Consider the following 19,604-nt stretch of genomic DNA (forward strand, 5'->3'; position numbering starts at 1 on the left):
GCAATTCCGCCAACGCCGGCCGGCTTTTCCTGACAGCAGCGCTGAAATCCGCTGGTAATTAAGGTAGTATGCGCCGCAATTTGAACAGATTCCGACCTTTGGGGAAGACAAGATGCAGCGCTTACGGACTTTTTTAGACCACCACTGCGATGATCAGGCTCTGGTGGCCGTCATCGATGGACTGATGGTGGCCTGTAAAGATATCGCCTACCGTTTACATATGGGCTCTCTGGCCGGTGTTCTCGGCAGTGCAGAGCAGGAAAACGTACAGGGTGAGTGCCAGAAGAAGCTCGACGTTATCTCCAACGATCTGATCAAGTACTGCCTGAAAGGCATGCCGGAAGTCAAAGGCATGGCCAGTGAAGAAGAAGCCGACCCAGTCGCCTGCAACCCGGACGGTGAGCTGCTGGTACTATTCGATCCGCTGGATGGTTCGTCCAATATCGATGTGAACGTCACCGTCGGCACCATCTTCTCCATTCTGAAAGCATCAGCCAATGACGATGCCACCCACGAAGCCACTTACCTGCAAAGCGGTAAACAGCAGGTTGCTGCCGGCTATGTTCTGTACGGCCCCTCTACTCTGCTGGTACTGACCACGGGGAATGGCACTCATACCTTTACCCTTGATCCGCGCGTTGGAGAATTCTTCCTTCAGCGCGAGAACGTTCAGATTCCGGTCACCACCAAAGAATTTGCGATCAATATGTCCAACCAGCGTTTCTGGCTGCCGCAAATGCAGAACTACGTGGCAGATCTGCTGGCCGGTGAAGAAGGTCCGCTGGGCAAGCGTTACAATATGCGCTGGATTGCTTCCATGGTTGCCGAAATTCACCGCATCCTGACCCGTGGCGGTATTTTTATGTACCCTTACGACAGCCGTGAACCACAAAAGCCCGGTAAACTGCGTCTGATGTACGAAGGCAATCCGATGAGCATGCTGGTCGAGCAGGCTGGCGGTAAAGCATCGACCGCCTTTGAAGATATTATGGCGGTCGAGCCAACCAGTATTCACCAGCGCGTTTCGGTAGTAATGGGATCGGCCGATGAAGTGGAAACCGTTGTCCGTTACCACGCCTGATCTGAGCCAGACACAGACAGAAAAAAGCCCGCACCAGCGGGCTTTTTTTATAGCTGCAATCCTCTGTTCAGCATTCCTGGCTGGTACGCTGCAGCCATTTATTAACCATCGCCTCTACCGTGGCAACTTTCAGCGGTTTGGCCAGATAATCATCCATCCCTGCTGCCCGGCATTTGTCCTGAATCTGATCAGTGGTATTGGCGGTGCAGGCGACGATTGGGGTGGTTAGTCCGGATTCGCGCAGGCGCCTGGTTGTTTCAAAACCGTCGAGCCCGGGCATCTGGCAATCCATCAGAATCAGATCGAACTGCTGGGTTTTTACCCGTTCCAGCGATTCCTCCCCGGAGCTGACTTTGTTGATCTGCATCTGCGGGCAGACTTTCAGCAGCATTTTTTCCGCCACTTTGGAATTAACCGGGTTATCTTCCACGATCAGGGTGCGTAAGCCATGGGCTACTCCCTGGGGTTCAACGGCTTCACTCACTGGCGAGTGCCCCAGAGGAAAATCCACCAACACCCGGGTGCCGCCGTTAATGCCATCGCTGATTTCTATATGGCCACCGAGAATCCGGCTGATATGGTGAGTAATAGTCAGGCCAAGACCGACACCGGCATGGCGCCGGTTAAAAGAAGAGTTAACCTGGGCAAACGCTTCCAGCACGCGCTGTTTATGATCTTCAGGAATACCAATACCGGTGTCTGTGACACTGATGCTGAGCCAGTCATGGTTATTATTTTTAACCAATTGCAACTGCACAACGACCATACCACTGTCAGTAAACTTAATGGCGTTATCAACCAGATGGCGCACAACCTGGCGCACCAGCGAAGGATCAAAGCGAATTGCATTCCGTTGTAACTCGGTGTCGTAATCAACCACCAGCGACAGCTCTTTATCCAGTGCACGATGTGAAAAATCCTGAATCAGGTTATTCAGCACATCAGGTAATTTCTGTTCTTTAAATACTACCGGAAGTTTATTTTTCTCGGTGTCGACCACCACCAGAACATCTTCCAGCAGTTGCGTCAGGTGCGTCAGCGATTGATCGGCTGTACGTTTATAGTCATTAAACTCTTCCCGGCTGATATCCTGATCCAGCAGCTGCAGCATACCGATAGCACCATTTAATGGCGTGCGTAATTCATGGCTCATCATTGCCAGAAACTCACTCTTCGCCCGACTTGCCTGCTGGGTTTTCTGCTGTTCGCTCATCAGTTGCCGGGTATAGCTTTGCTGATCTTTTTCGGCCTGTTGCAGTGACTGTGCTAACTGGTTGGCATTCACCTGAAGGTGGCCGATTTCAGCACCGTCATCAACTTTTATACGCTCATTGGAATTGCCATTAGCCAGTCTGGCAATAAACAGTGACAGTTTTTCCAGAGAAGGAATGATCGACAGAGAGGCAGCACGGCCGATGAAAAAAGCCAACAACACAACGCCAAGCCCGACCAGTAATGACTGACGCAGAATGGATATTTCGCGGTCACGGGTAAAGGTGTCTGCCATACCCAGACGGATATAGCCCAGTGTTTTAGCCTCGGTAGAGCCATCACCAAATTCAGAAAACTCATCCAGACTCTGCACCTGACGGACAATGTCATAGCGCAGATAACGGATATCTTCTGCAGGTACTTCAGCAAACCGTTCTGTCTGATTATCCAGCAACACCCGCCCGGCAGCGTCGTGAATCCGGATCGAGACAATCGCCGGTTGTGATAATGCGGCGTGCACCAAAGGGAAGAGTAATTCGTAATTGCCGGAAATGATCGGGTATTCCGCCGTAACACCGATATTCTCCAACACGATACGGGCAATACTCTGATTTTCTTTGCGGATATCCGACCAGCGGTTAACCATGTGATAAGTGGTTAACAGCAGAACAACAATGAGAGCCGGCACGGTCCCTACCAGCAGGATTCTCCGCCGGATTGACCACTGCCTGAGGCTCATCAGTGCTCCCTCTCATCTTTTGTCAGTTGCGACGCCAGAGATTCCGCATCGGGCAGCAGCAGATTCAGGGAGCGACCAACCTGCTGGTTATAACGGACTTTAAAGTAGGGATTATAATCTGCGTCAGGCCATACATGTTCTTTCAGGCCGGTCAGAAGCATTTCACTGAGGCGATGTGCAACATCATCAATATCGCTGTATGTCGTCGCCAGAGCCCCAGCCTTGATATAGGCACTGGAGGGACCGATTAAGGGTTTATTCTGCCGGTAAGCCGTAATCAAAATATTTTTGATATTGGTCGAGCTGTACAGTTCGGTATCGTACGTACCAATTAATGCGTGGCTGTTTTTTAACAGATCCAACAAAGCACGATTAAGATTCTCGTATTGATCAACGAAGTACGGTGTAACCAGTGATTGCTGTAAAGGCAGCGAGGATAGCCCGGAGTTTTTCCACTCCGATTTATCCTGCATCAGAACCCCCAGCGGGCGATCTGCACCAAGAATACTTTTAGCCAGAGCGATCTGTCGCTTCAGCGGAGGTTCGAGGTACAACGCGGAAGCCAGCTTCGAACTGACGGCTGCAACCGCATCACGGCTGACAAACACTGCAACCGCAGGAGGGCTTTCAGCAAAAGACCAGGCTTCCAGAGCCTGAGGACCAACCAGAACAACCGCAGCATAAGATTGCCAGCCAGTGGGTGGCGGATTATTCAGCAGACGTAATTCCGCTGTAATATCCAGACGCTCAGCCGTTTTTTGCAGTAACTGTTCAACGGAGGGCAGCTTCTCATGAACAACAAATGCAATCTGGGTATTGTCAGCCTGTACAGGAAGCGCCAGCAAACATGTGAGTAAACATGCCGCAAGCCAGCGATAAAGTTTGTGTGCATCCTTGCAACAGAAATCCATTAAAAATCGAGCCCTACCTGAAAGTAATACAAGTCGCGGGTTGAATAACGCTGATCGGCATAAGTCAGGGAATTATCATCGATCAGATGCTGTACAAAAAAACCGGCCCACGGATGATAACGCCCGATCGACCATGTCTTTCTGGTATTAATTTCATAACGCCGATAACGATTAGAGCCGTTATAAGCATCCAGCCAGAAATGCGAAGCGGTAAGACTCCAGTCTTCACCCTGATGATGCCAGCTCATCACCAGATTATCTTTCGCAGTCTGCCGCAGCTCGACCACGGACAGTGAGCGACGCTGTTTTTCTGTCAGTTCGGAGGTATCGCCAAGAGTTACATCCGCATCAATATAAGCTGCAGTCATCCAGAACCAGTTATGGCTGTCAGCCTGCCATTGTAACTGCATTTCGGCGCCATTGACATTCATCTTAGTATCCGATTCAACCGATAAAGAATTCAGGGCAATATGGTCAGAAATAAGCTGTGTCAGTTTATCCTGATAGACTTTGACATCCATCTCCAGATTAAGGTCAGAAAATTTTCCGTAGTAGCCAATCTCGGTGCTGGCAATTTTTTCATGCTGAAGATCGCGTGAATCAGGTGTCTGATTCACGAAAATTCTGCTGTCACTCAGGTTAAGGTAATTACTCTCCAGATTCCTTACACGAACGGAATATTCCGGGTCCTGTTCCAGCAGGTCAGGTGAACGTACCGCTTCGGAATACACCAGTCGGATACTGTGCTGTGGCGCCAGCAACCAGTTAAGGGCTATTCGCGGTGAAAATGCGTTGTCGTTGGTATCTTCCATTTCGTACATACCGCCGGCATTCAGCAGCAGGTATGACGTCATCCGCCATTCAGCATTGGCAAACAAACGGTAGGTATCGTTATGTACTTTACCGTTGAAATAGGTTTCTGAATCGACCTGATCGCGACGGAAACTGGCGCCGGAAACGGTACGGAAAGTGTCACTCCACTGTACAGTGTCCTGCCATTCAATATCGTAGCGCTCTTCGCGCATTTCCCGCCGGGTATCGCCACATGCAGTCTGTTTCAGCTGAGAAAAATCACTGCCATTAAAACCACGCAGATAAATCGCTCCGGCACTGTCCAGCTGTTCCTGGGTTATGTCCAGTTCCGTTCCCTGACTGGCCAACACAGCCGCTTCAACCTGATCCGGTGTAACTGCTCCGGTGGCGATCCCGCCAATCAGCTGGTCACCTGGGGTCGTACCAACCAGCGTCGAAATACCGAATACAGTATTCGCCCACTGCGGGTTCTCCTGATACAGCGCGAATAATCCCGGATCGAGCGATATCGTAGGCAAGCAAGCCGCACTCAGCTGCTGGCGATTATCAACCTGCCAGTAGGCCTGCAGGTGAGAGCTGTGATCGGTGCTGAACTCTTTACGCAGCCGGGTCCACAGATACCCCTGATGAGTATCCTGATCCGGCGCATCCAGTTCATAAGATTCGCGGCGGATATCAGTATGCCCCTGCTTCAGCGATGCCTGTATATTAAGTTGGGTTGTGCTGTCCACCGGGCGGTTGAAGTAGGCGGTTATAAAGCCATGACGTTTACTGTCACGGTAGTCATCATCACCATTGCGGGCATAACGTCCGTCATAACCATCATCGGCGCGAATCTGCGCGGTAATGCGGTAGCTGTTCTGATTACTCTCCCCCGAGTAGCTGACAAAAGCATCGTCCACGCCATTATTACCGTTGCGGTAGCGCACACGGGTGCCCAGAGTATCTCCCGGATGCTTGGTGACGATATTGATCACACCCAAAAAGGAGTTTGCACCGTAACTGGCCGCGTTCGGGCCACGGGTGACCTCAATACGCAGAATATCCTCCATGGCCACCGGAATATCGTCCCAGACAACCGAAGCAATACCCGCCTTGAAGACCGAACGACCATCCACCAGCACCTGCAGACGACGCATAATGCTGGGGTTAGAGGCGTGATAGGCGATGGATGCATTATTCTCATCATCGCCATGGCCCATGCTCATGCCCGGCACAAAGCGCATCAGCTCCGGCAGAGTACGGACGCCCCAGGCCGCAATCTGGGCGGCCTCAATTACCGTAACACTGGCGGGCACCTCTGCACGCGGTTGCTTAAGGCGGGATGCGGTCAGCACCACCGGTATATCGTCATCCAGGACAAAAGGCGCATCCAGCTCAAAATCGTCGTACTCATCCGCCAGCAGTGCATCTGACACAAGCAGCGCACCACACAGACTGATAATTCTTGAAATTTTTGACATGGTTATTTGGGTCATTCCACACACCAGAAATCCCGGCAAGCACTTGGCAGCTGCAGGTCCCATCGGCCAAAACCGGCATCGGACCGTACATCTGAGGTAACAGAAACAGGCACGGGCTTATTTCAGAAGCTTTAAGGGAGTTTAGGCGCCAGAGTCTCATCGGTAAACGTCGGACGCGCTTTATACTTATGGCAGACTGACAGAGCAAGGCCCAGCCGATATAATCCGCGCATTCTGTTCATTAACCCCTGGGAAACTCCTATGAGCTACAACTCCATTCCGGCCGGTAAAGACCTGCCTAACGATTTCTACGTTGTTATCGAAATTCCGGCCAACCACGCGCCGATCAAATATGAAATCGATAAAGACATGGACTGCCTGCTGGTTGACCGTTTCATGGCTACCCCTATGTTTTATCCGGCCAACTACGGTTACATCCCAAACACACTGGCCGACGACGGTGACCCACTGGATGTACTGGTGATCACTCCTTACCCGGTACAGCCAGGTTCTGTTATTCGTGCCCGTGCGGTTGGCGTACTGAACATGGAAGACGAAGCCGGCGGCGATGCCAAGCTGGTTGCGGTTCCACACCAGAAGCTGACTCAGATCTACAACGATGTAAATGACATCGACGATGTTCCGCAGCTGCTGCGTGACCAGATTTCTCACTTCTTTGAAAACTACAAAGATCTGGAAAAAGGCAAGTGGGTTAAGGTTCAGGGCTGGGGCAACGCTGAAGAAGCCCGCGGCATGATCGTTAAAGCTGCAGAAGCTGCCAAATAAGCGCTACCGCACTTATTCACAGCCATAAAAAAGGGAGCACAGGCTCCCTTTTTTATATTTGCACTAACGGCTTACCAAGCACTGACCACTCAGCGGCCCTGCGCACGCAGCTCAGCAAGTGCCTGCTCTGCCTTAAGAGCACGCTCTTCAAACTCTACCTGAGCCGTTACATCTTTCTGAATACCGATGTAATAAGTCAGCTGATCCTCACTGTTATAAACCGGAGAGATACTCAGCTCGTTCCAGAACAGACTGCCATCTTTGCGATAGTTACGCAGAATAACCCGTGAGCTTTTGCCATCACTGATTGCGCTGCGGATAGTGGTCAACCCTTCCTGATCACGGTCACCCGCCTGCAGAAAACGGCAATCCTGATAAAGAATTTCATCGGCACGGTAGCCAGTCAGGCGCTCAAACGCTTTATTCACATAAATCAGAATATTGTCATCACCTTCCTGCTCTGCGATAACAATTCCGTCATTGGACGCATCAACGGCCTTCTTCAACAATTCCAGACTGATAGGGCCCTGCTCGTCGTTCAGGTCATTGACCATGGTTGCCTCCATTTTTTAGTCCGCCCAAGGTAATTTCCAGGCCGCCTGCGGTCAAGTAGGCGCTTTATTGCATTGCTCTTTTTTACTTTGTGTATAAGTACTTATAGAATCTGAACAACTTTGCACAGCCACACTCCGGCACGCTATAACCCCGGAATCAGTAACACCAGAGCCAGCGGAGAACCACCGGCGATGTCAAACCCCGCAAGCGATTCACAAATGGCCTATTACCCGATCCGGATCGTCTCCAGTGAGACCGGAGTCAACGCCATCACTCTGCGTGCCTGGGAACGGCGCTATGGCCTGATTACACCCAAACGCACGGCGAAGGGGCACCGTCTCTACACAGAGCAGGATATCCGCCTAATCCGTCAGGTCGTAGCTCTGCTCAACCGCGGCATCCCCATCTCCCAGGCTCAGGCCATGATCAATAATGGCGAAGAGCTGCCTGAAGCACCAATCAGCACGCCGGCCAGACCTTCACAGTGGCAGCACTATCGCGAACGGCTGCATAAGTCCGTACAGGATTTTGACGATCAACAGGTAGCTGACTTATTCCACGAAGTTGGTCAGTTCTTTCCCGTTGATGTGGCGATGCGTTTCCTGTTTATACCGCTGTATCACCATCTGCGCGACAACAGCAGCCAGACACTGGGAGTGGCCAGATTGCGGTTTTACTCTGCAATTCTGCAGTCCCGTCTGGCAGCGCGGCTAAGTGACAACACCGGCGATGATCCGGACAGCGGGCAGTCACCACTGATACTGATAGCAAACTGCACCTGGGAAGACGATATCCAACAGTTACAGTCAGCCATACTGCTGAAACAGCTGGGCCTGCATCCGGTCTGGTTCAGCGGCATGCTGACCCCGGATCAACTCACGGAACTGCTGCAGGCCAGACCCTGGCAGGCGGCAGTGCTTCACATTGGCAATGACCAGAACGACATGCAGCTTGGTCAGTTGCAGCGCCTGGCCCGCGAAGGCGGTTTGCCGGTATTTGTCAGCGGGCATAACACGAACCATCAAAGCGCCCTGCTCGCCCATGGTCTGATAACCCTTGGCGATGACATCCACCAGGCGGCCCTGACCATCCGCGACCTGCTGACGAGCCTGCCCGAATGAGCACTGCTGTATACGAATTACTGTTACGTCATCCCGACCTGATTACCGCCGACACTCTGATTATTGGTGCGGAAGCCGATTTACCCGCCGGCTGGCAAACACTGCTGAAAACCACAGGCGCTCAGGTTCTGACCTGGGACTGGCTGACCGCTCAGGCATACCGGCCGCTGGGGGAACCGCAGGTGCGTTTTGCCATTCCGCAGCCACAGGATATTACGGACAAACAGGTCATTCTGCTGTGGCCGAAAGCCAAGCAGCAGGCCCTGGCACTGCTTCAGCTGGTTGCCACTCAGGTACAGGAATGCTGGATCGTCGGCGCTAACGACGCTGGTGGTAAAAGCATCGGTAAAGCCTGCGCGGCACTGAGCGAAAGCAGCGAAAAAACCGACTCGGCCCGCCATTGCAGCCTCTGGAACCTGCAACTCCGGGTCAACAACGAATTTAACTGGCTGAAGCAGGCCCAGTCGTTTAACTGGCAGGAGCAGGCCTACCTGACCCTGCCGGGGGTCTTCAGCCATGGCAAACTGGATACCGGCACCGCGCTGCTGCTGGAGCATGTTCCTGCACCAGCCCACGGTAAGCTGCTGGATCTTGGCTGCGGTTCCGGGGTTATTGGTCTGAGCATGAAAGCTGCCGAACCGGCGCTGGATATAACCCTCGCCGATATCGATGCCTTTGCCATCCGCAGCAGCCAACTGAACAGCGTACGTCTGAACCTGCCTGCCGCAATTCTGGCCAGCGATGGTCTGAGCAGCATCGAAGGTAAGTTCGATTACCTGTTCAGTAACCCACCATTTCATCTCGGCAAAGAAACCGACTACGAATTTGCCCGCCGCTTGTTCAGTGAAGCCCGCCAGCATCTGACCCGGGATGGCCAGATGTGGATTGTTGCCAACCGCCACCTGCCATACGAAGACTGGGCGGCCGAGCAATTCCGTCAGGTTGAAATTATGGTGCAGGATAAAGGCTTTAAACTGCTCTGCGTACAGAACGGTTGAACTCATTCAGGGAGATAGCAGCATGCGGGAAGGTGGCATGACCACTTGGCATTTAAAGCCTTTATTGCTGGTTGCCGCCCTATTGGTCACCCATCATACCCGGGCGCTGCCACAGCCGCTCAATACCGTTGCCTATCCGCAGGAAATCTATCTGGCTGAGGATTTCCGCTACTACGCACCGCAAACCCTGTTCGACCTGCTGCAGCGTCTGCCCGGTGTCAGCCTTGGCTGGCAGCCGGATGGCGAGCTGGAAATTCAGCTGCACGGATTGTCTTCGCAGTATCTGGCCCTGCTGATCAACGGCCATCCACTGCTCGGCGGGGCCGGCAACAGCAGTCTTAACACCCGTCAGATTCCGGCCAGTCTGGTGCACCACATTGAAATTGACCGCAATTCCCGCGCCGATCTCGACGCCGGCGGAGGTGCTGCCGGAACCATCAATGTCGTGCTGCACGATGCTTATAGCGATAACCGGATACAGGTCAGTGGCGGTGGCGCAGCATTAAATGCCCAGCTGGCCGCCTCAGCACAATTGATTGGTGGCGACTCGCCACTGCACCTCAGCGCCGAACGCCGCCTCGCCCGTCAGGACAGTGAAGGCTTCAGCCGCACACCAGCAGGCAACGACGACTGGCGCGAGTACAACCGTGAGCTGAGCCGCAGTCTGCTGCTCAGCTTCGACACGTTATTCAATGACCGCCATCCATTACACCTCTATGCCCTGTACCTGCAGGCCGACAACGACGACCAGCTGCGCGGATTGCACCCGCTGAACAGCCCAAGCAGTCAGCAAACGCCACAACTGACGGACACCAGAACGGAACGCGACAGCGAGCGTGTTACACAACGCTTAGGCGGCAACATGCGCCTCAACTGGCAACACCTGTCGCTTGATGCTTTTTTTGTTGCCGAACAGTTTGATCAGGATACCCGCCTGAGCCAGAACAACCCGACCAGCATCGCTCAGACCAATCAGATTGATGACAGCCGTTACCAGTTCGGCTGGCAGCTGAACGAGACCCGTAACGAACACCGCTGGAGCATCGGCCTCAGCATGCAGCAGATGAAGCGCGTAAGCGGCAGCCTCAGTAATGCCATCCTGACCAGCAACAGCGACCGCAGCGGCCTGCCCTACAACTACGATTACAAAGAAAACCGCCTCAGTGCCTTTGCTCTCGACCGCTGGCAGCTGACCCCCAATACACTGTTTGAGGCCGGAGTTCATATGAGCACCTATGAACTCAGCCAGGATTCCTTCAGCGCCGAAGGCGATTCCGGCATCTCAACCGATACTCACTGGTTACCCAGCTTTCACCTGCTGCATCACCTCGACAGTAAACGCCGCCTGCGTCTGAGCATGAGCCAGAACACGCGCGAGCCGGAGATTACGGACCGCATTCCCCATGAGTTCCGCCAGGGCAACACCATCTGGCGAGGCAACGGTGAACTGGAGGCTGAACTGGTAAGCAATATTGATATCGGCTACGAGCACAATTTCCGCGCCAACAGCAGCAGTCATGCCGACCGTCACAGTGGACTTTACCTGCGGGCTTTCCAGCGCATCATCAATCAGGCCATCCTACAGACCAGCAGTCAGGAAAAAGACAGCGACGGCATTACAGACATTTATGTACTGAGACCTAAAAACAGCAGCGGCAATGCCGTATTAAGAGGTGCAGAGCTGGATATGGAATTTCCACTCAACGATCATCGCTTCAGTCTGGAACTGGGCGGCGGCGTATACCGCTCTGACGTACAGGCCACCACCGAACTGCCCCACCGCCACCGCCTCTCCAACCAGCCGGATTACATGGCCCGCATCGGCCTGCAACAACGCGTTAATGACACATGGCGGCACGGTATCTGCTGGCGCGTACAGGGTGGCAGCGAACAAACCCTGCCAGCCCCACTCAGCGCCGATGGCTACATCACCCAGGACACCAGCGACGCGCAAAATCTCGATCTGTATACCGAGTATCAATGGAATCGCCGCTGGCGCGGACTTGCAACCCTGAACCTTACTCCGGGCGCCAGCCCTTTTGTCCGTCAGGATGGCATCCGCCAGTATCAGAATCTGAAACCTTTGTGGTACCTGACCATTCAGGGACAATTCTGACCTGAACACCCAGGCCCCAGCCGGTTACAAAAAAGTTTTCCGTTTTAAAACAGAGAATTAGAGAAAAAAACTGGCAACAGACAGCCACACGGCAAACATCCGGCGGTCAGCAAACCAGCAGGGGAACTAGGCTTTACTCGTTGTTTCAGAGACGACCTGACAAGCCAACTCACCCGTCATACCAGCGAGGACACCACCATGATTACATACAGCCTGCTCGCCGGCTTACTGCTTGCCGGTTGCCTGTACGCCTGCCTGCAGCGGATTGGACGCTCACCTGTTCCACAGGAAATAGCCATCGATCCTGCAGAACGCCATCAGCGCAAACACTGACCAGACAACCCCTGGTTATGTGGACAAGGACGTCCGCGGCATCCGCAACAGCACCACCAGTAACAGCAACAGTGCAGGCACCGTGGTCAGCAACAGTCCCTGCCAGCCGATCAGCAGTACCACCGCTCCCGACGCCAGAGCCCCCACCGCCTGAGCACCAAACACCGCCAGATCATTAATGCCCTGCACGCGGGTTGCCTCGGCGGGCCGGTAACACTGGCTCAGCAATGAGGTGCCGGCAACAAACAGCAGGTTCCAGCCCAGTCCCAGCAACACCAGCCCCAGCCAGTAGTGCAGCAGAGTCTGATCAAACCAGGCGATAAGCAGGCACACCACCATCACCAACAGACCGGTCATAATCATCCACCAGTGACCCGCCCAGCGGATCAGATGGCCAGAGATCAGCGACGGCAGAAACATGGCCGCGATATGGCTCTGAATTACCCACTTGGCATCACTCAGGGCATAGCCCATTCCCTGCGTCATGCTCAGCGGCGTTGCCGTCATAATGTAGGCCATAACGCCGTAAGCGCAGGCCGCCGACAGCATCGCCAGCCATAGCAGTGGCTGCTGCAGTAGCTCCTGCAGAGGACGGGCATCATCGTGCTGCTGACTGCTTTCTGCCTGCTGACGCGGCATGAACCACCAGAGCACCACACCGGCCAGTACAAAAAAGATTGCCAGACCGGAGAAGGACGCCGCAAAGCCCCATTCAGGTAACCACGTTGCCAGCCGGGTGAGCTCAGGGCCGAGAAATGCAGAAGCAATACCCGCCAGCAGCAGGCGCGCAGCGACCAGTGGTGTCTGTGCCGCAGGTACTGCTGCCATCGCCACAAAACGGAATTGCTGTACGACAGCGCCAACCGCCCCGAAGCTGAGAGCACTGAAGGTAAATGCCCAGAACGACTGGGCATGCACCGCCCAGGCTGCAGCAACAGCCGCTACAGCACCAAACAACATCGCAGTTAAAAACAGAGGGCGGCGGCCAAAGCGGCCAGCCAGTTGTGACGCGGGCAGCACGGCCAGAGCCGTACCAATAATCATGGCGGCGACTGGCAGTGTGGAAAAACGCGGATCGGGCTGTAACTGACTGCCGATGATGCCACCGGCAAAGACCATCAGCGGGGCGGCACTCAGTGCCAGCGCCTGTGCCAGCATCAATCCCCAGATTAAAGCCGGCACAGCGACCTCCTTAGGGCATATTGCGGGAGTAGAAAATTTCCAGCATTTCTTTGCGCAGCTTGGCTTCCACCTCAGCGCGTTCGTCGGCATCCATGGTTTTTACACCTTCGCCAAACAGATAATTATCCAGTTCAAAATCCTTCAGCAGCATTTTGGTGTGGAAGGTATTTTCCTGATACACATTCACGTCAATCATCTGATAGGCGTTGCGGGTATCTTCGGTCAGATACTTCTGGATAGAGTTAATGTTGTGGTCGATATAGTGCTTCACACCATCAACATCACGGGTAAAGCCACGCACACGGTAGTCGACGGTAACGATGTCAGAATCAAAGCTGTGAATCAGATAATTCAGCGCTTTCAGCGGTGAAATCAGACCACAGGTAGAGACGTCGATATCGGCCCGGAAAGTAGAGATACCACCATGCGGATGGCTTTCCGGATAAGTGTGTACAGTTACGTGGCTTTTATCCAGATGCGCAACGACGGTATCACGCAGCGGACCCGGTTTTTCCTGCATAAGGTCTTCGCTTGGCGGCACTTCATGCTCAGCCACCAGAATGGTTACGCTGGCACCCTGCGGGTCATAATCCTGACGCGCAATGTTAAGGATATTCGCGCCGATGATATCAACTACGTCTGTCAGAATTTTTGTCAGACGATCTGCACTGTACAACTCATCGATGTACTCAATATATTCCTGACGCTCTTTTTCTGTTTTGGTGTAACAGATATCGTAAATATTAAAGCTCAGGGATTTGGTCAGATTGTTGAAACCATGCAACCGCAATTTATTGTTCAATAGTTCATCCTCACACAACCGCACGAACGGATTTGGTTTTACTCAGATTCAATCACAGCGAAACTGTGAGTGATTTCAACACCACCCTGCTCCAGCATAATGGAAGCCGAGCAATACTTTTCTGCTGACAGCTTCACTGCCCGCTCTACTGCCGACTCTTTAAGAGCGCGGCCGGTCACCTTGAAGTGCACGTGAATTTTGGTAAAAACACTGGGCACGGCATCAGCACGTTCAGCTTCAATTTCAGCAACACAGTCACTGACCGCCAGACGCTGTTTGGTCAGAATGCTCATCACATCAAAGCTGGTACAACCACCCAGCCCCAGCAGCAGCATTTCCATCGGGCGGATACCCATGTTGCGACCACCGTGATCTGCAGGGCCATCCATAACAACGGCGTGACCGCTGCCGGATTCACCAAGAAACATGGCATTATCAACCCATTTAACCGTTGCTTTCATTCTGGCCTCTGAGGTCTGACTGGAAAAAACGCGGAGATTACCATACCCGGGGGGCGGGGATAAATCGTAAGAGGTCAAAAAAGCCCGATAGACAGCCAAAGAGGCCGTCGCGGCATAACAGTTCACCTTCGACGGCTAATGAGTGATAATCGGAGGTCGATTACACGGAATCGGATGCCCGAGCATGAGCCTTCCCCACGCGCCATCGAAACACCAACATCTTTTCGACTTCCTGTCGCATTGCCACAAGAGGCGTTACCCTGCCCGCTCGACACTGATTTATGCCGGTGAAGAGAGCGACACCCTGTTTTACCTGATGAAAGGCTCTGTCACCGTCATTATTGAAGATAGTGACGGTCGCGAAATGATCATGGCCTACCTGAACGAAGGCGACTTTTTTGGCGAGATGGGCCTGTTTGACGATCAGCAACCACCCCGTACCGCCTGGGTAAAAGCCAAGACCGAGTGTGAGGTCGCTGAGATCAGTTACGCCAAGTTCCAGGAACTGGTCAAACAAGACCCACAGCTGATGTTCCATATTTTCCGCCAGATGGCCAATCGCCTCAGCCGCACAACGCGCAAAGCCGGCGATCTGGCCTTCCTCGATGTGACCGGCCGGGTGGCAGGTACCCTGCTCGACCTGTGCAAACAACCGGACGCCATGACCCATCCGGATGGTATGCAGATCAAAATCACCCGCCAGGAAATCGGCCGCATTGTTGGCTGCTCGCGCGAAATGGTAGGCCGGGTTCTTAAAGATCTTGAAGAACAGGGGCTGGTTTCTGTTAAGGGTAAAACCATGGTGGTATTCGGCACCCGCTGATTGACCGGCGGATGAAGAAAAAACCACCCGCGGCAGCGAATCCCGCCACCCTGTTCTAAACTCAGTTAATTACTCATGTTACGGAGCCGGTTATGGCCGACGATTCCCTTTTTGCCGACGATGACCTCTTCAGTGAGGACAACGCCGTCAGCACTCCGGAACAGACCTGGCGCGTACTGGTGGCCGACGATGAACCCGATGTGCACCGTATTACCCGCATGGTGCTGTCCGGATTTCAGTTTGATGGACGCCGGGTAGAACTGCTCAGCGCCTACAGCGGCGAAGAAACCCGCCAGATCATGGCCGAACACGATGATATCGCCATGGTTCTGCTTGATGTGGTGATGGAAGAAGACCACGCCGGTCTTAACGTTGCCCGCTACATCCGCGAAGAATTGCGTAACCGCTACACCCGTATTGTGCTGCGTACCGGGCAACCGGGTCAGGCTCCGGAACACGAAGTTATCCGCACTTACGACATCAACGACTACAAAGACAAAACCGAGCTGACCACCACCAAGCTCAATACCCTGATGTACGCCACCCTGCGCAGCTATCGCGATATCTGCACACTGAATGAACACCGCCGCGGTCTGGAGCGGGTTATCAAAGCCTCCGCTCAGGTATTCAGCACCGGCGCTATCAGCCAGTTTGCTTCGGCGGTTTTATCCCAGGTCACCAACCTGCTTGGTTTGGAACAAAGCGCCCTGTACTGCTCCAGCAGCAACCATCAGGATCAGCTGCTCGGTGTCCGCCGCTTCCGCGTACTCGCCGCCACCGGAGAGATGCAGAAGCTGACCGATCTGGAATCCTTCGACAGCATTCCCGAGCATGTGCGCGAAGGCTTTGAAAAAGCCATGAACAGCCGTGAAAGCCAGTATTACGAAAACTACTATATTGGCTATTTTGCTTCCGAACGTGGCAGCGAAAGCCTGCTGTACGTGACCTACCACCGCGAACCTTCAGAACTGGATAAGCAGTTGCTGGAAATTTACGCTACCAATGTCGCCATCACTTACGAAAACCTGTTAATGCGCGACGAAATCATCGAAACCCAGCGCGAGCTGGTATACATGCTGGGTGAGGCGGTTGAGAAACGATCAAAAGAAACCGGCGCCCACGTTAAACGCGTTGCTCAGATTTCACGTTTGCTGGCTGTGGCTTATGGCCTGCCGGAGCAGGAAGCAGAACTGATCAAGATGGCGGCACCACTGCACGATGTCGGCAAAATTGCCATCCCCGACAGTATTCTGAATAAACCCGGAAAACACGATGCCGCGGAATGGAATACCATGCAGACCCACGCGCAGATCGGCGCTGATATTCTGAGTAAGTCTGACCGCCGCATTCTGCAGCTGGCCGCTATTATTGCTGGTCAGCATCATGAGCGCTGGGACGGTACCGGCTACCCGCGCGGTTTAAAAGGCGAGCAGATTCATATTGCCGGACGCATTACCGCGCTGGCCGACGTATTTGACGCCCTTGGCAGCAAACGCTGCTACAAAGAGCCCTGGGACGATAAAGATATTATCGATCTTATAACAAAAGAATCAGGGCATCAGTTTGACCCGAAACTGGTTGAGCTGCTGCTGGCCAATCTTGACGAAGTTCTGGAAATTCGCGCTAACCATCCGGATTAATTTCTGCGGTAAATAACATAAAAAAAACCGGCAACTGCCGGTTTTTTTTATGTCTGACGGTATTACAGCCTCTGCAAATTTCTCAGAAAAACAGAGCCTGCAGTGCCTCACCCGGCTCATCAGCGCGCATAAAGGCTTCGCCAACCAGAAATGCGTTCACATTACGCGCACGCATCAGCGCCACATCATCCGGCGTCAGAATGCCGCTTTCGGTTACCAGTAATTTACCTGCAGGCACCTGTTCCAGCAGGCCGAATGTTGTCTCAAGCGTCAGCTCAAAGGTATGCAGATTGCGGTTATTAATACCCAGCAGCGGAGTCTGCATGGTCAGAGCCGTCTGCAGTTCTTCTTCATCATGCACTTCAACCAGCACATCCATACCCAACTCATGGGCAATGCCTTCCAGATCCTGTAACTGCATCTTGCTCAGCGCTGACACGATCAGCAGTACACAGTCAGCATTAATGCTGCGCGCTTCATAAATCTGATAAGGATCGACCAGAAAATCTTTACGGATAACCGGTAAAGAACAGGCACTGCGGGCCGCTTTAAGAAAATCTTCATGACCCTGAAAATAATCACGATCGGTCAGTACCGACAAACAAGCCGCTCCGGCCCGCTCATAGGACTCAGCAATAGCCTGCGGAATAAAATTCTCCCGCAACACGCCTTTAGACGGTGAGGCTTTTTTAATTTCGGCAATAACCGCAGGTAAGCCCGCATCTACCTTGGCCTGCATGGAGCGATAAAATCCACGCAACTCAGCAGCATCCATATCCAGCGCCTGAGCTTTCAGTTCATTCAGCGGTAATGTTTTACTGCGGCTACGGACTTCTTCTGCCTTGGTTGCCAGAATTTTTTTCAGAATGGTTGGAGTATTCATGATTTATTTCGCTTCATCTTCGGCCAGATACTTGGAGAAGCTGACCAGTTCATTCAATTTTTCCAGCGCCAGGCCGGTGTAGATAGCATCCTGAGCCATCGCCACACCGTCTTTCATACTTTGTGACAGACCTGCGACATAAATCGCAGCGCCGGCATTTAATGCCAGAATATCCGCCGCTTTATTACCGGCCGCAGTTTCCCGCTTACCGAGAGCATCTTTAATTAAAGCCAGACTCGCTGCCGGACTGTCAACATCCAATCCGGACAATACCTGAGGTTCAATCCCTAAATCTTCGGGGCGGATAATAAACTCGCGCAACTCACCATTTTTTAATTCGCAGGCGTAGGTTTCCGTCGCCAGACTGATTTCATCCAGCCCGTCTTTGGAATGCACCACCAGTACGTGACCACCGTTCATACGCTGCAGTACTTCCGCCACCGGGCGCACCAGTGCTTTGGAAAACACGCCAATAACCTGGTTGGTAACACCAGCCGGATTGGTCATTGGTCCGAGGATATTAAAGATGGTGCGCATTCCCAGCGATTTACGCGGCCCGATCGCATGTTTCATCGCGCTGTGATGAGATGGTGCAAACATAAAGCCCACCCCCAGCTCATCAATACAGCGCGCAACCTGCGCCGCGGTCAAATTAAGATTAACGCCAGCGGCTTCCAGTAAATCAGCGCTGCCGGATTTGGACGACACGCCACGATTACCATGTTTGGCAACGGTACCGCCTGCCGCCGCGACAATAAAAGACGAGGCCGTTGAAACGTTAAATAAGTTAGCGCCATCACCACCGGTACCGACAATATCAACCGCGTGTCTGGCGTTGATTTTCACACCACTGGCCAGCTCACGCATTACGGTAACTGCACCGACAATTTCATCAATGCTTTCGCTCTTCATGCGTAAAGCAACCAGAAAACCACCAATCTGCGCTTCATCACACTGGCCGGTCATAATCTGGCGCATAACATCGGTCATTTCACCAGTGGTTAAATCCTGACGTTCAACAACACGGGCCAGGGCGGTACGGATATCCATTATTTATCTCCAGTCAGTGGCGCTTGCCGTTGTCAGTTCAGGGTCATCTGCAGGAAATTTTTCAGCAGATCATGCCCGTGCTCGGTAAGAATAGATTCTGGATGGAACTGCACACCTTCAATCGGTAATTCGCGGTGACGCACCCCCATAATTTCTTCCATGCTGCCATCCGGATTTTCTGTCCAGGCGGTAATTTCCAGACACTCAGGCAGGTTGTGCTTATCAATCACCAGTGAATGGTAACGGGTGGCATTGTAGGGATTACTCAGGCCACGGAAAACGCCGCTGTCAGCGTGATGAATCTGAGAAATTTTTCCGTGCATCACCTGACCGGCGCGGATGATATTGCCACCGAAAACCTGACCAATACTCTGATGACCTAAACAAATTCCCAGAATCGGTAATTTACCCGCGAAGTAGCGGATAGCTTCCATGGAGATACCGGCTTCGTTTGGTGTACACGGCCCTGGAGAAATCACCAGATGATCCGGTTTTAATGCTTCAATTTCTTCAATGGTAATTTCATCGTTGCGGAACACGCGCACATCGGCACCGAGCTCGGCAAAATACTGTACGACGTTGTAGGTAAACGAATCGTAATTATCAATCATGACTAACATTGCTGTGACTCCTGC

18 protein-coding genes are annotated in these 19,604 nt (G+C 53.0%); 8 read left to right on the forward strand and 10 right to left on the reverse strand.

Annotated features, from left to right (window positions below):
* Positions 1–112 precede the first annotated feature (112 nt).
* The gene (locus MT343_RS15345) at positions 113–1,081 is read left to right on the forward strand and encodes a class 1 fructose-bisphosphatase (protein WP_145466339.1); all 969 of its coding nucleotides are present in this window, start codon (positions 113–115) and stop codon (positions 1,079–1,081) included.
* Between the two features lie 67 nt (positions 1,082–1,148).
* On the opposite strand, the gene MT343_RS15350 is transcribed toward MT343_RS15345, so the two are convergent.
* The 3 genes from MT343_RS15350 to MT343_RS15360 form a co-directional block, all read right to left on the reverse strand.
* The gene (locus MT343_RS15350; protein WP_186435753.1) at positions 1,149–2,981 is read right to left on the reverse strand and encodes an ATP-binding response regulator; all 1,833 of its coding nucleotides are present in this window, start codon (positions 2,979–2,981) and stop codon (positions 1,149–1,151) included.
* Between the two features lie 50 nt (positions 2,982–3,031).
* Positions 3,032–3,877: a hypothetical protein gene (locus MT343_RS15355; RefSeq protein ID WP_145466343.1), complete on the reverse strand. Its 846-nt coding sequence runs from the start codon at positions 3,875–3,877 to the stop codon at positions 3,032–3,034.
* A gap of 65 nt (positions 3,878–3,942) precedes the next feature.
* A complete protein-coding gene (locus MT343_RS15360) occupies positions 3,943–6,234 on the reverse strand; it encodes a TonB-dependent receptor plug domain-containing protein (protein ID WP_186435754.1) in 2,292 nt (763 codons plus the stop codon).
* A 246-nt stretch (positions 6,235–6,480) separates the two neighbouring features.
* Here MT343_RS15360 and ppa point away from each other — a divergent pair, with 246 nt between their 5' ends.
* On the forward strand, positions 6,481–7,005 hold the full coding sequence (gene ppa, locus MT343_RS15365) for an inorganic diphosphatase (protein ID WP_145466347.1): 525 nt from the start codon (positions 6,481–6,483) through the stop codon (positions 7,003–7,005).
* An 89-nt stretch (positions 7,006–7,094) separates the two neighbouring features.
* On the opposite strand, the gene MT343_RS15370 is transcribed toward ppa, so the two are convergent.
* A complete protein-coding gene (locus MT343_RS15370) occupies positions 7,095–7,559 on the reverse strand; it encodes a PAS domain-containing protein (protein WP_145466349.1) in 465 nt (154 codons plus the stop codon).
* A 192-nt stretch (positions 7,560–7,751) separates the two neighbouring features.
* Between MT343_RS15370 and MT343_RS15375 the strand changes: the two genes are divergently transcribed.
* The 4 genes from MT343_RS15375 (at position 7,752) to MT343_RS19555 (ending at position 12,128) form a co-directional block, all read left to right on the forward strand.
* On the forward strand, positions 7,752–8,681 hold the full coding sequence (locus tag MT343_RS15375; protein ID WP_145466351.1) for a MerR family transcriptional regulator: 930 nt from the start codon (positions 7,752–7,754) through the stop codon (positions 8,679–8,681).
* The gene (locus tag MT343_RS15380) at positions 8,678–9,679 is read left to right on the forward strand and encodes a class I SAM-dependent methyltransferase (protein WP_145466353.1); all 1,002 of its coding nucleotides are present in this window, start codon (positions 8,678–8,680) and stop codon (positions 9,677–9,679) included. Before MT343_RS15375 ends, MT343_RS15380 begins: the two co-directional genes overlap by 4 nt.
* A gap of 37 nt (positions 9,680–9,716) precedes the next feature.
* The gene (locus MT343_RS15385; protein ID WP_186435755.1) at positions 9,717–11,795 is read left to right on the forward strand and encodes a TonB-dependent receptor plug domain-containing protein; all 2,079 of its coding nucleotides are present in this window, start codon (positions 9,717–9,719) and stop codon (positions 11,793–11,795) included.
* A gap of 198 nt (positions 11,796–11,993) precedes the next feature.
* A complete protein-coding gene (locus MT343_RS19555; protein WP_255448995.1) occupies positions 11,994–12,128 on the forward strand; it encodes a hypothetical protein in 135 nt (44 codons plus the stop codon).
* Between the two features lie 15 nt (positions 12,129–12,143).
* On the opposite strand, the gene MT343_RS15390 is transcribed toward MT343_RS19555, so the two are convergent.
* Genes MT343_RS15390 through MT343_RS15400 form a run of 3 tightly spaced genes read right to left on the reverse strand, consistent with a single transcriptional unit; the run spans position 12,144 to position 14,573 of the window.
* A complete protein-coding gene (locus MT343_RS15390) occupies positions 12,144–13,310 on the reverse strand; it encodes an MFS transporter (RefSeq protein WP_186435756.1) in 1,167 nt (388 codons plus the stop codon).
* A 10-nt stretch (positions 13,311–13,320) separates the two neighbouring features.
* Positions 13,321–14,112 (reverse strand): adenosylmethionine decarboxylase, encoded by a 792-nt coding sequence (gene speD, locus MT343_RS15395; protein ID WP_145466357.1) that lies wholly within the window; start codon positions 14,110–14,112, stop codon positions 13,321–13,323.
* Positions 14,113–14,150: 38 nt separating this feature from the next.
* Positions 14,151–14,573, reverse strand: a complete 423-nt coding sequence (locus tag MT343_RS15400; protein ID WP_145466358.1) for an OsmC family protein — start codon at positions 14,571–14,573, stop codon at positions 14,151–14,153.
* 184 nt (positions 14,574–14,757) lie between these two features.
* Here MT343_RS15400 and crp point away from each other — a divergent pair, with 184 nt between their 5' ends.
* On the forward strand, positions 14,758–15,396 hold the full coding sequence (gene crp, locus MT343_RS15405) for a cAMP-activated global transcriptional regulator CRP (RefSeq protein ID WP_145466359.1): 639 nt from the start codon (positions 14,758–14,760) through the stop codon (positions 15,394–15,396).
* Between the two features lie 92 nt (positions 15,397–15,488).
* Positions 15,489–17,036 carry a DUF3369 domain-containing protein gene (locus MT343_RS15410; protein ID WP_145466360.1) on the forward strand — a complete coding sequence of 516 codons (1,548 nt, stop codon included), beginning with the start codon at positions 15,489–15,491 and terminating at the stop codon, positions 17,034–17,036.
* A gap of 82 nt (positions 17,037–17,118) precedes the next feature.
* Here MT343_RS15410 and trpC read toward each other — a convergent pair whose 3' ends face one another.
* From trpC to MT343_RS15425, 3 genes are read right to left on the reverse strand one after another with little or no spacing between them, the layout of a single operon-like run.
* Complete coding sequence (gene trpC / locus MT343_RS15415; RefSeq protein WP_186435757.1) at positions 17,119–17,919, reverse strand: indole-3-glycerol phosphate synthase TrpC; 801 nt, start codon at positions 17,917–17,919, stop codon at positions 17,119–17,121.
* A gap of 3 nt (positions 17,920–17,922) precedes the next feature.
* Positions 17,923–18,969 carry an anthranilate phosphoribosyltransferase gene (trpD, locus tag MT343_RS15420; protein WP_145466362.1) on the reverse strand — a complete coding sequence of 349 codons (1,047 nt, stop codon included), beginning with the start codon at positions 18,967–18,969 and terminating at the stop codon, positions 17,923–17,925.
* A gap of 32 nt (positions 18,970–19,001) precedes the next feature.
* Positions 19,002–19,589 (reverse strand): anthranilate synthase component II, encoded by a 588-nt coding sequence (locus MT343_RS15425; RefSeq protein WP_145466363.1) that lies wholly within the window; start codon positions 19,587–19,589, stop codon positions 19,002–19,004.
* Positions 19,590–19,604 lie beyond the last annotated feature (15 nt).

The organism is Venatorbacter sp. C2-1 (assembly GCF_022832715.1).
Classification (GTDB): domain Bacteria; phylum Pseudomonadota; class Gammaproteobacteria; order Pseudomonadales; family Oceanobacteraceae; genus Venatoribacter; species Venatoribacter alkanivorans.

Coding starts and splice junctions, on each gene's coding strand:
- MT343_RS15345 (WP_145466339.1), top strand. CDS start 113: ATGCAGCGCTTACGGACTTTTTTAGACCACCACTGCGATGATCAGGCT.
- MT343_RS15360 (WP_186435754.1), bottom strand. CDS start 6,234: ATGACCCAAATAACCATGTCAAAAATTTCAAGAATTATCAGTCTGTGT.
- ppa (WP_145466347.1), top strand. CDS start 6,481: ATGAGCTACAACTCCATTCCGGCCGGTAAAGACCTGCCTAACGATTTC.
- MT343_RS15370 (WP_145466349.1), bottom strand. CDS start 7,559: ATGGTCAATGACCTGAACGACGAGCAGGGCCCTATCAGTCTGGAATTG.
- MT343_RS15375 (WP_145466351.1), top strand. CDS start 7,752: ATGTCAAACCCCGCAAGCGATTCACAAATGGCCTATTACCCGATCCGG.
- MT343_RS15380 (WP_145466353.1), top strand. CDS start 8,678: ATGAGCACTGCTGTATACGAATTACTGTTACGTCATCCCGACCTGATT.
- MT343_RS15385 (WP_186435755.1), top strand. CDS start 9,717: ATGACCACTTGGCATTTAAAGCCTTTATTGCTGGTTGCCGCCCTATTG.
- MT343_RS19555 (WP_255448995.1), top strand. CDS start 11,994: ATGATTACATACAGCCTGCTCGCCGGCTTACTGCTTGCCGGTTGCCTG.
- MT343_RS15400 (WP_145466358.1), bottom strand. CDS start 14,573: ATGAAAGCAACGGTTAAATGGGTTGATAATGCCATGTTTCTTGGTGAA.
- crp (WP_145466359.1), top strand. CDS start 14,758: ATGAGCCTTCCCCACGCGCCATCGAAACACCAACATCTTTTCGACTTC.
- MT343_RS15410 (WP_145466360.1), top strand. CDS start 15,489: ATGGCCGACGATTCCCTTTTTGCCGACGATGACCTCTTCAGTGAGGAC.
- trpC (WP_186435757.1), bottom strand. CDS start 17,919: ATGAATACTCCAACCATTCTGAAAAAAATTCTGGCAACCAAGGCAGAA.
- trpD (WP_145466362.1), bottom strand. CDS start 18,969: ATGGATATCCGTACCGCCCTGGCCCGTGTTGTTGAACGTCAGGATTTA.
- MT343_RS15425 (WP_145466363.1), bottom strand. CDS start 19,589: ATGTTAGTCATGATTGATAATTACGATTCGTTTACCTACAACGTCGTA.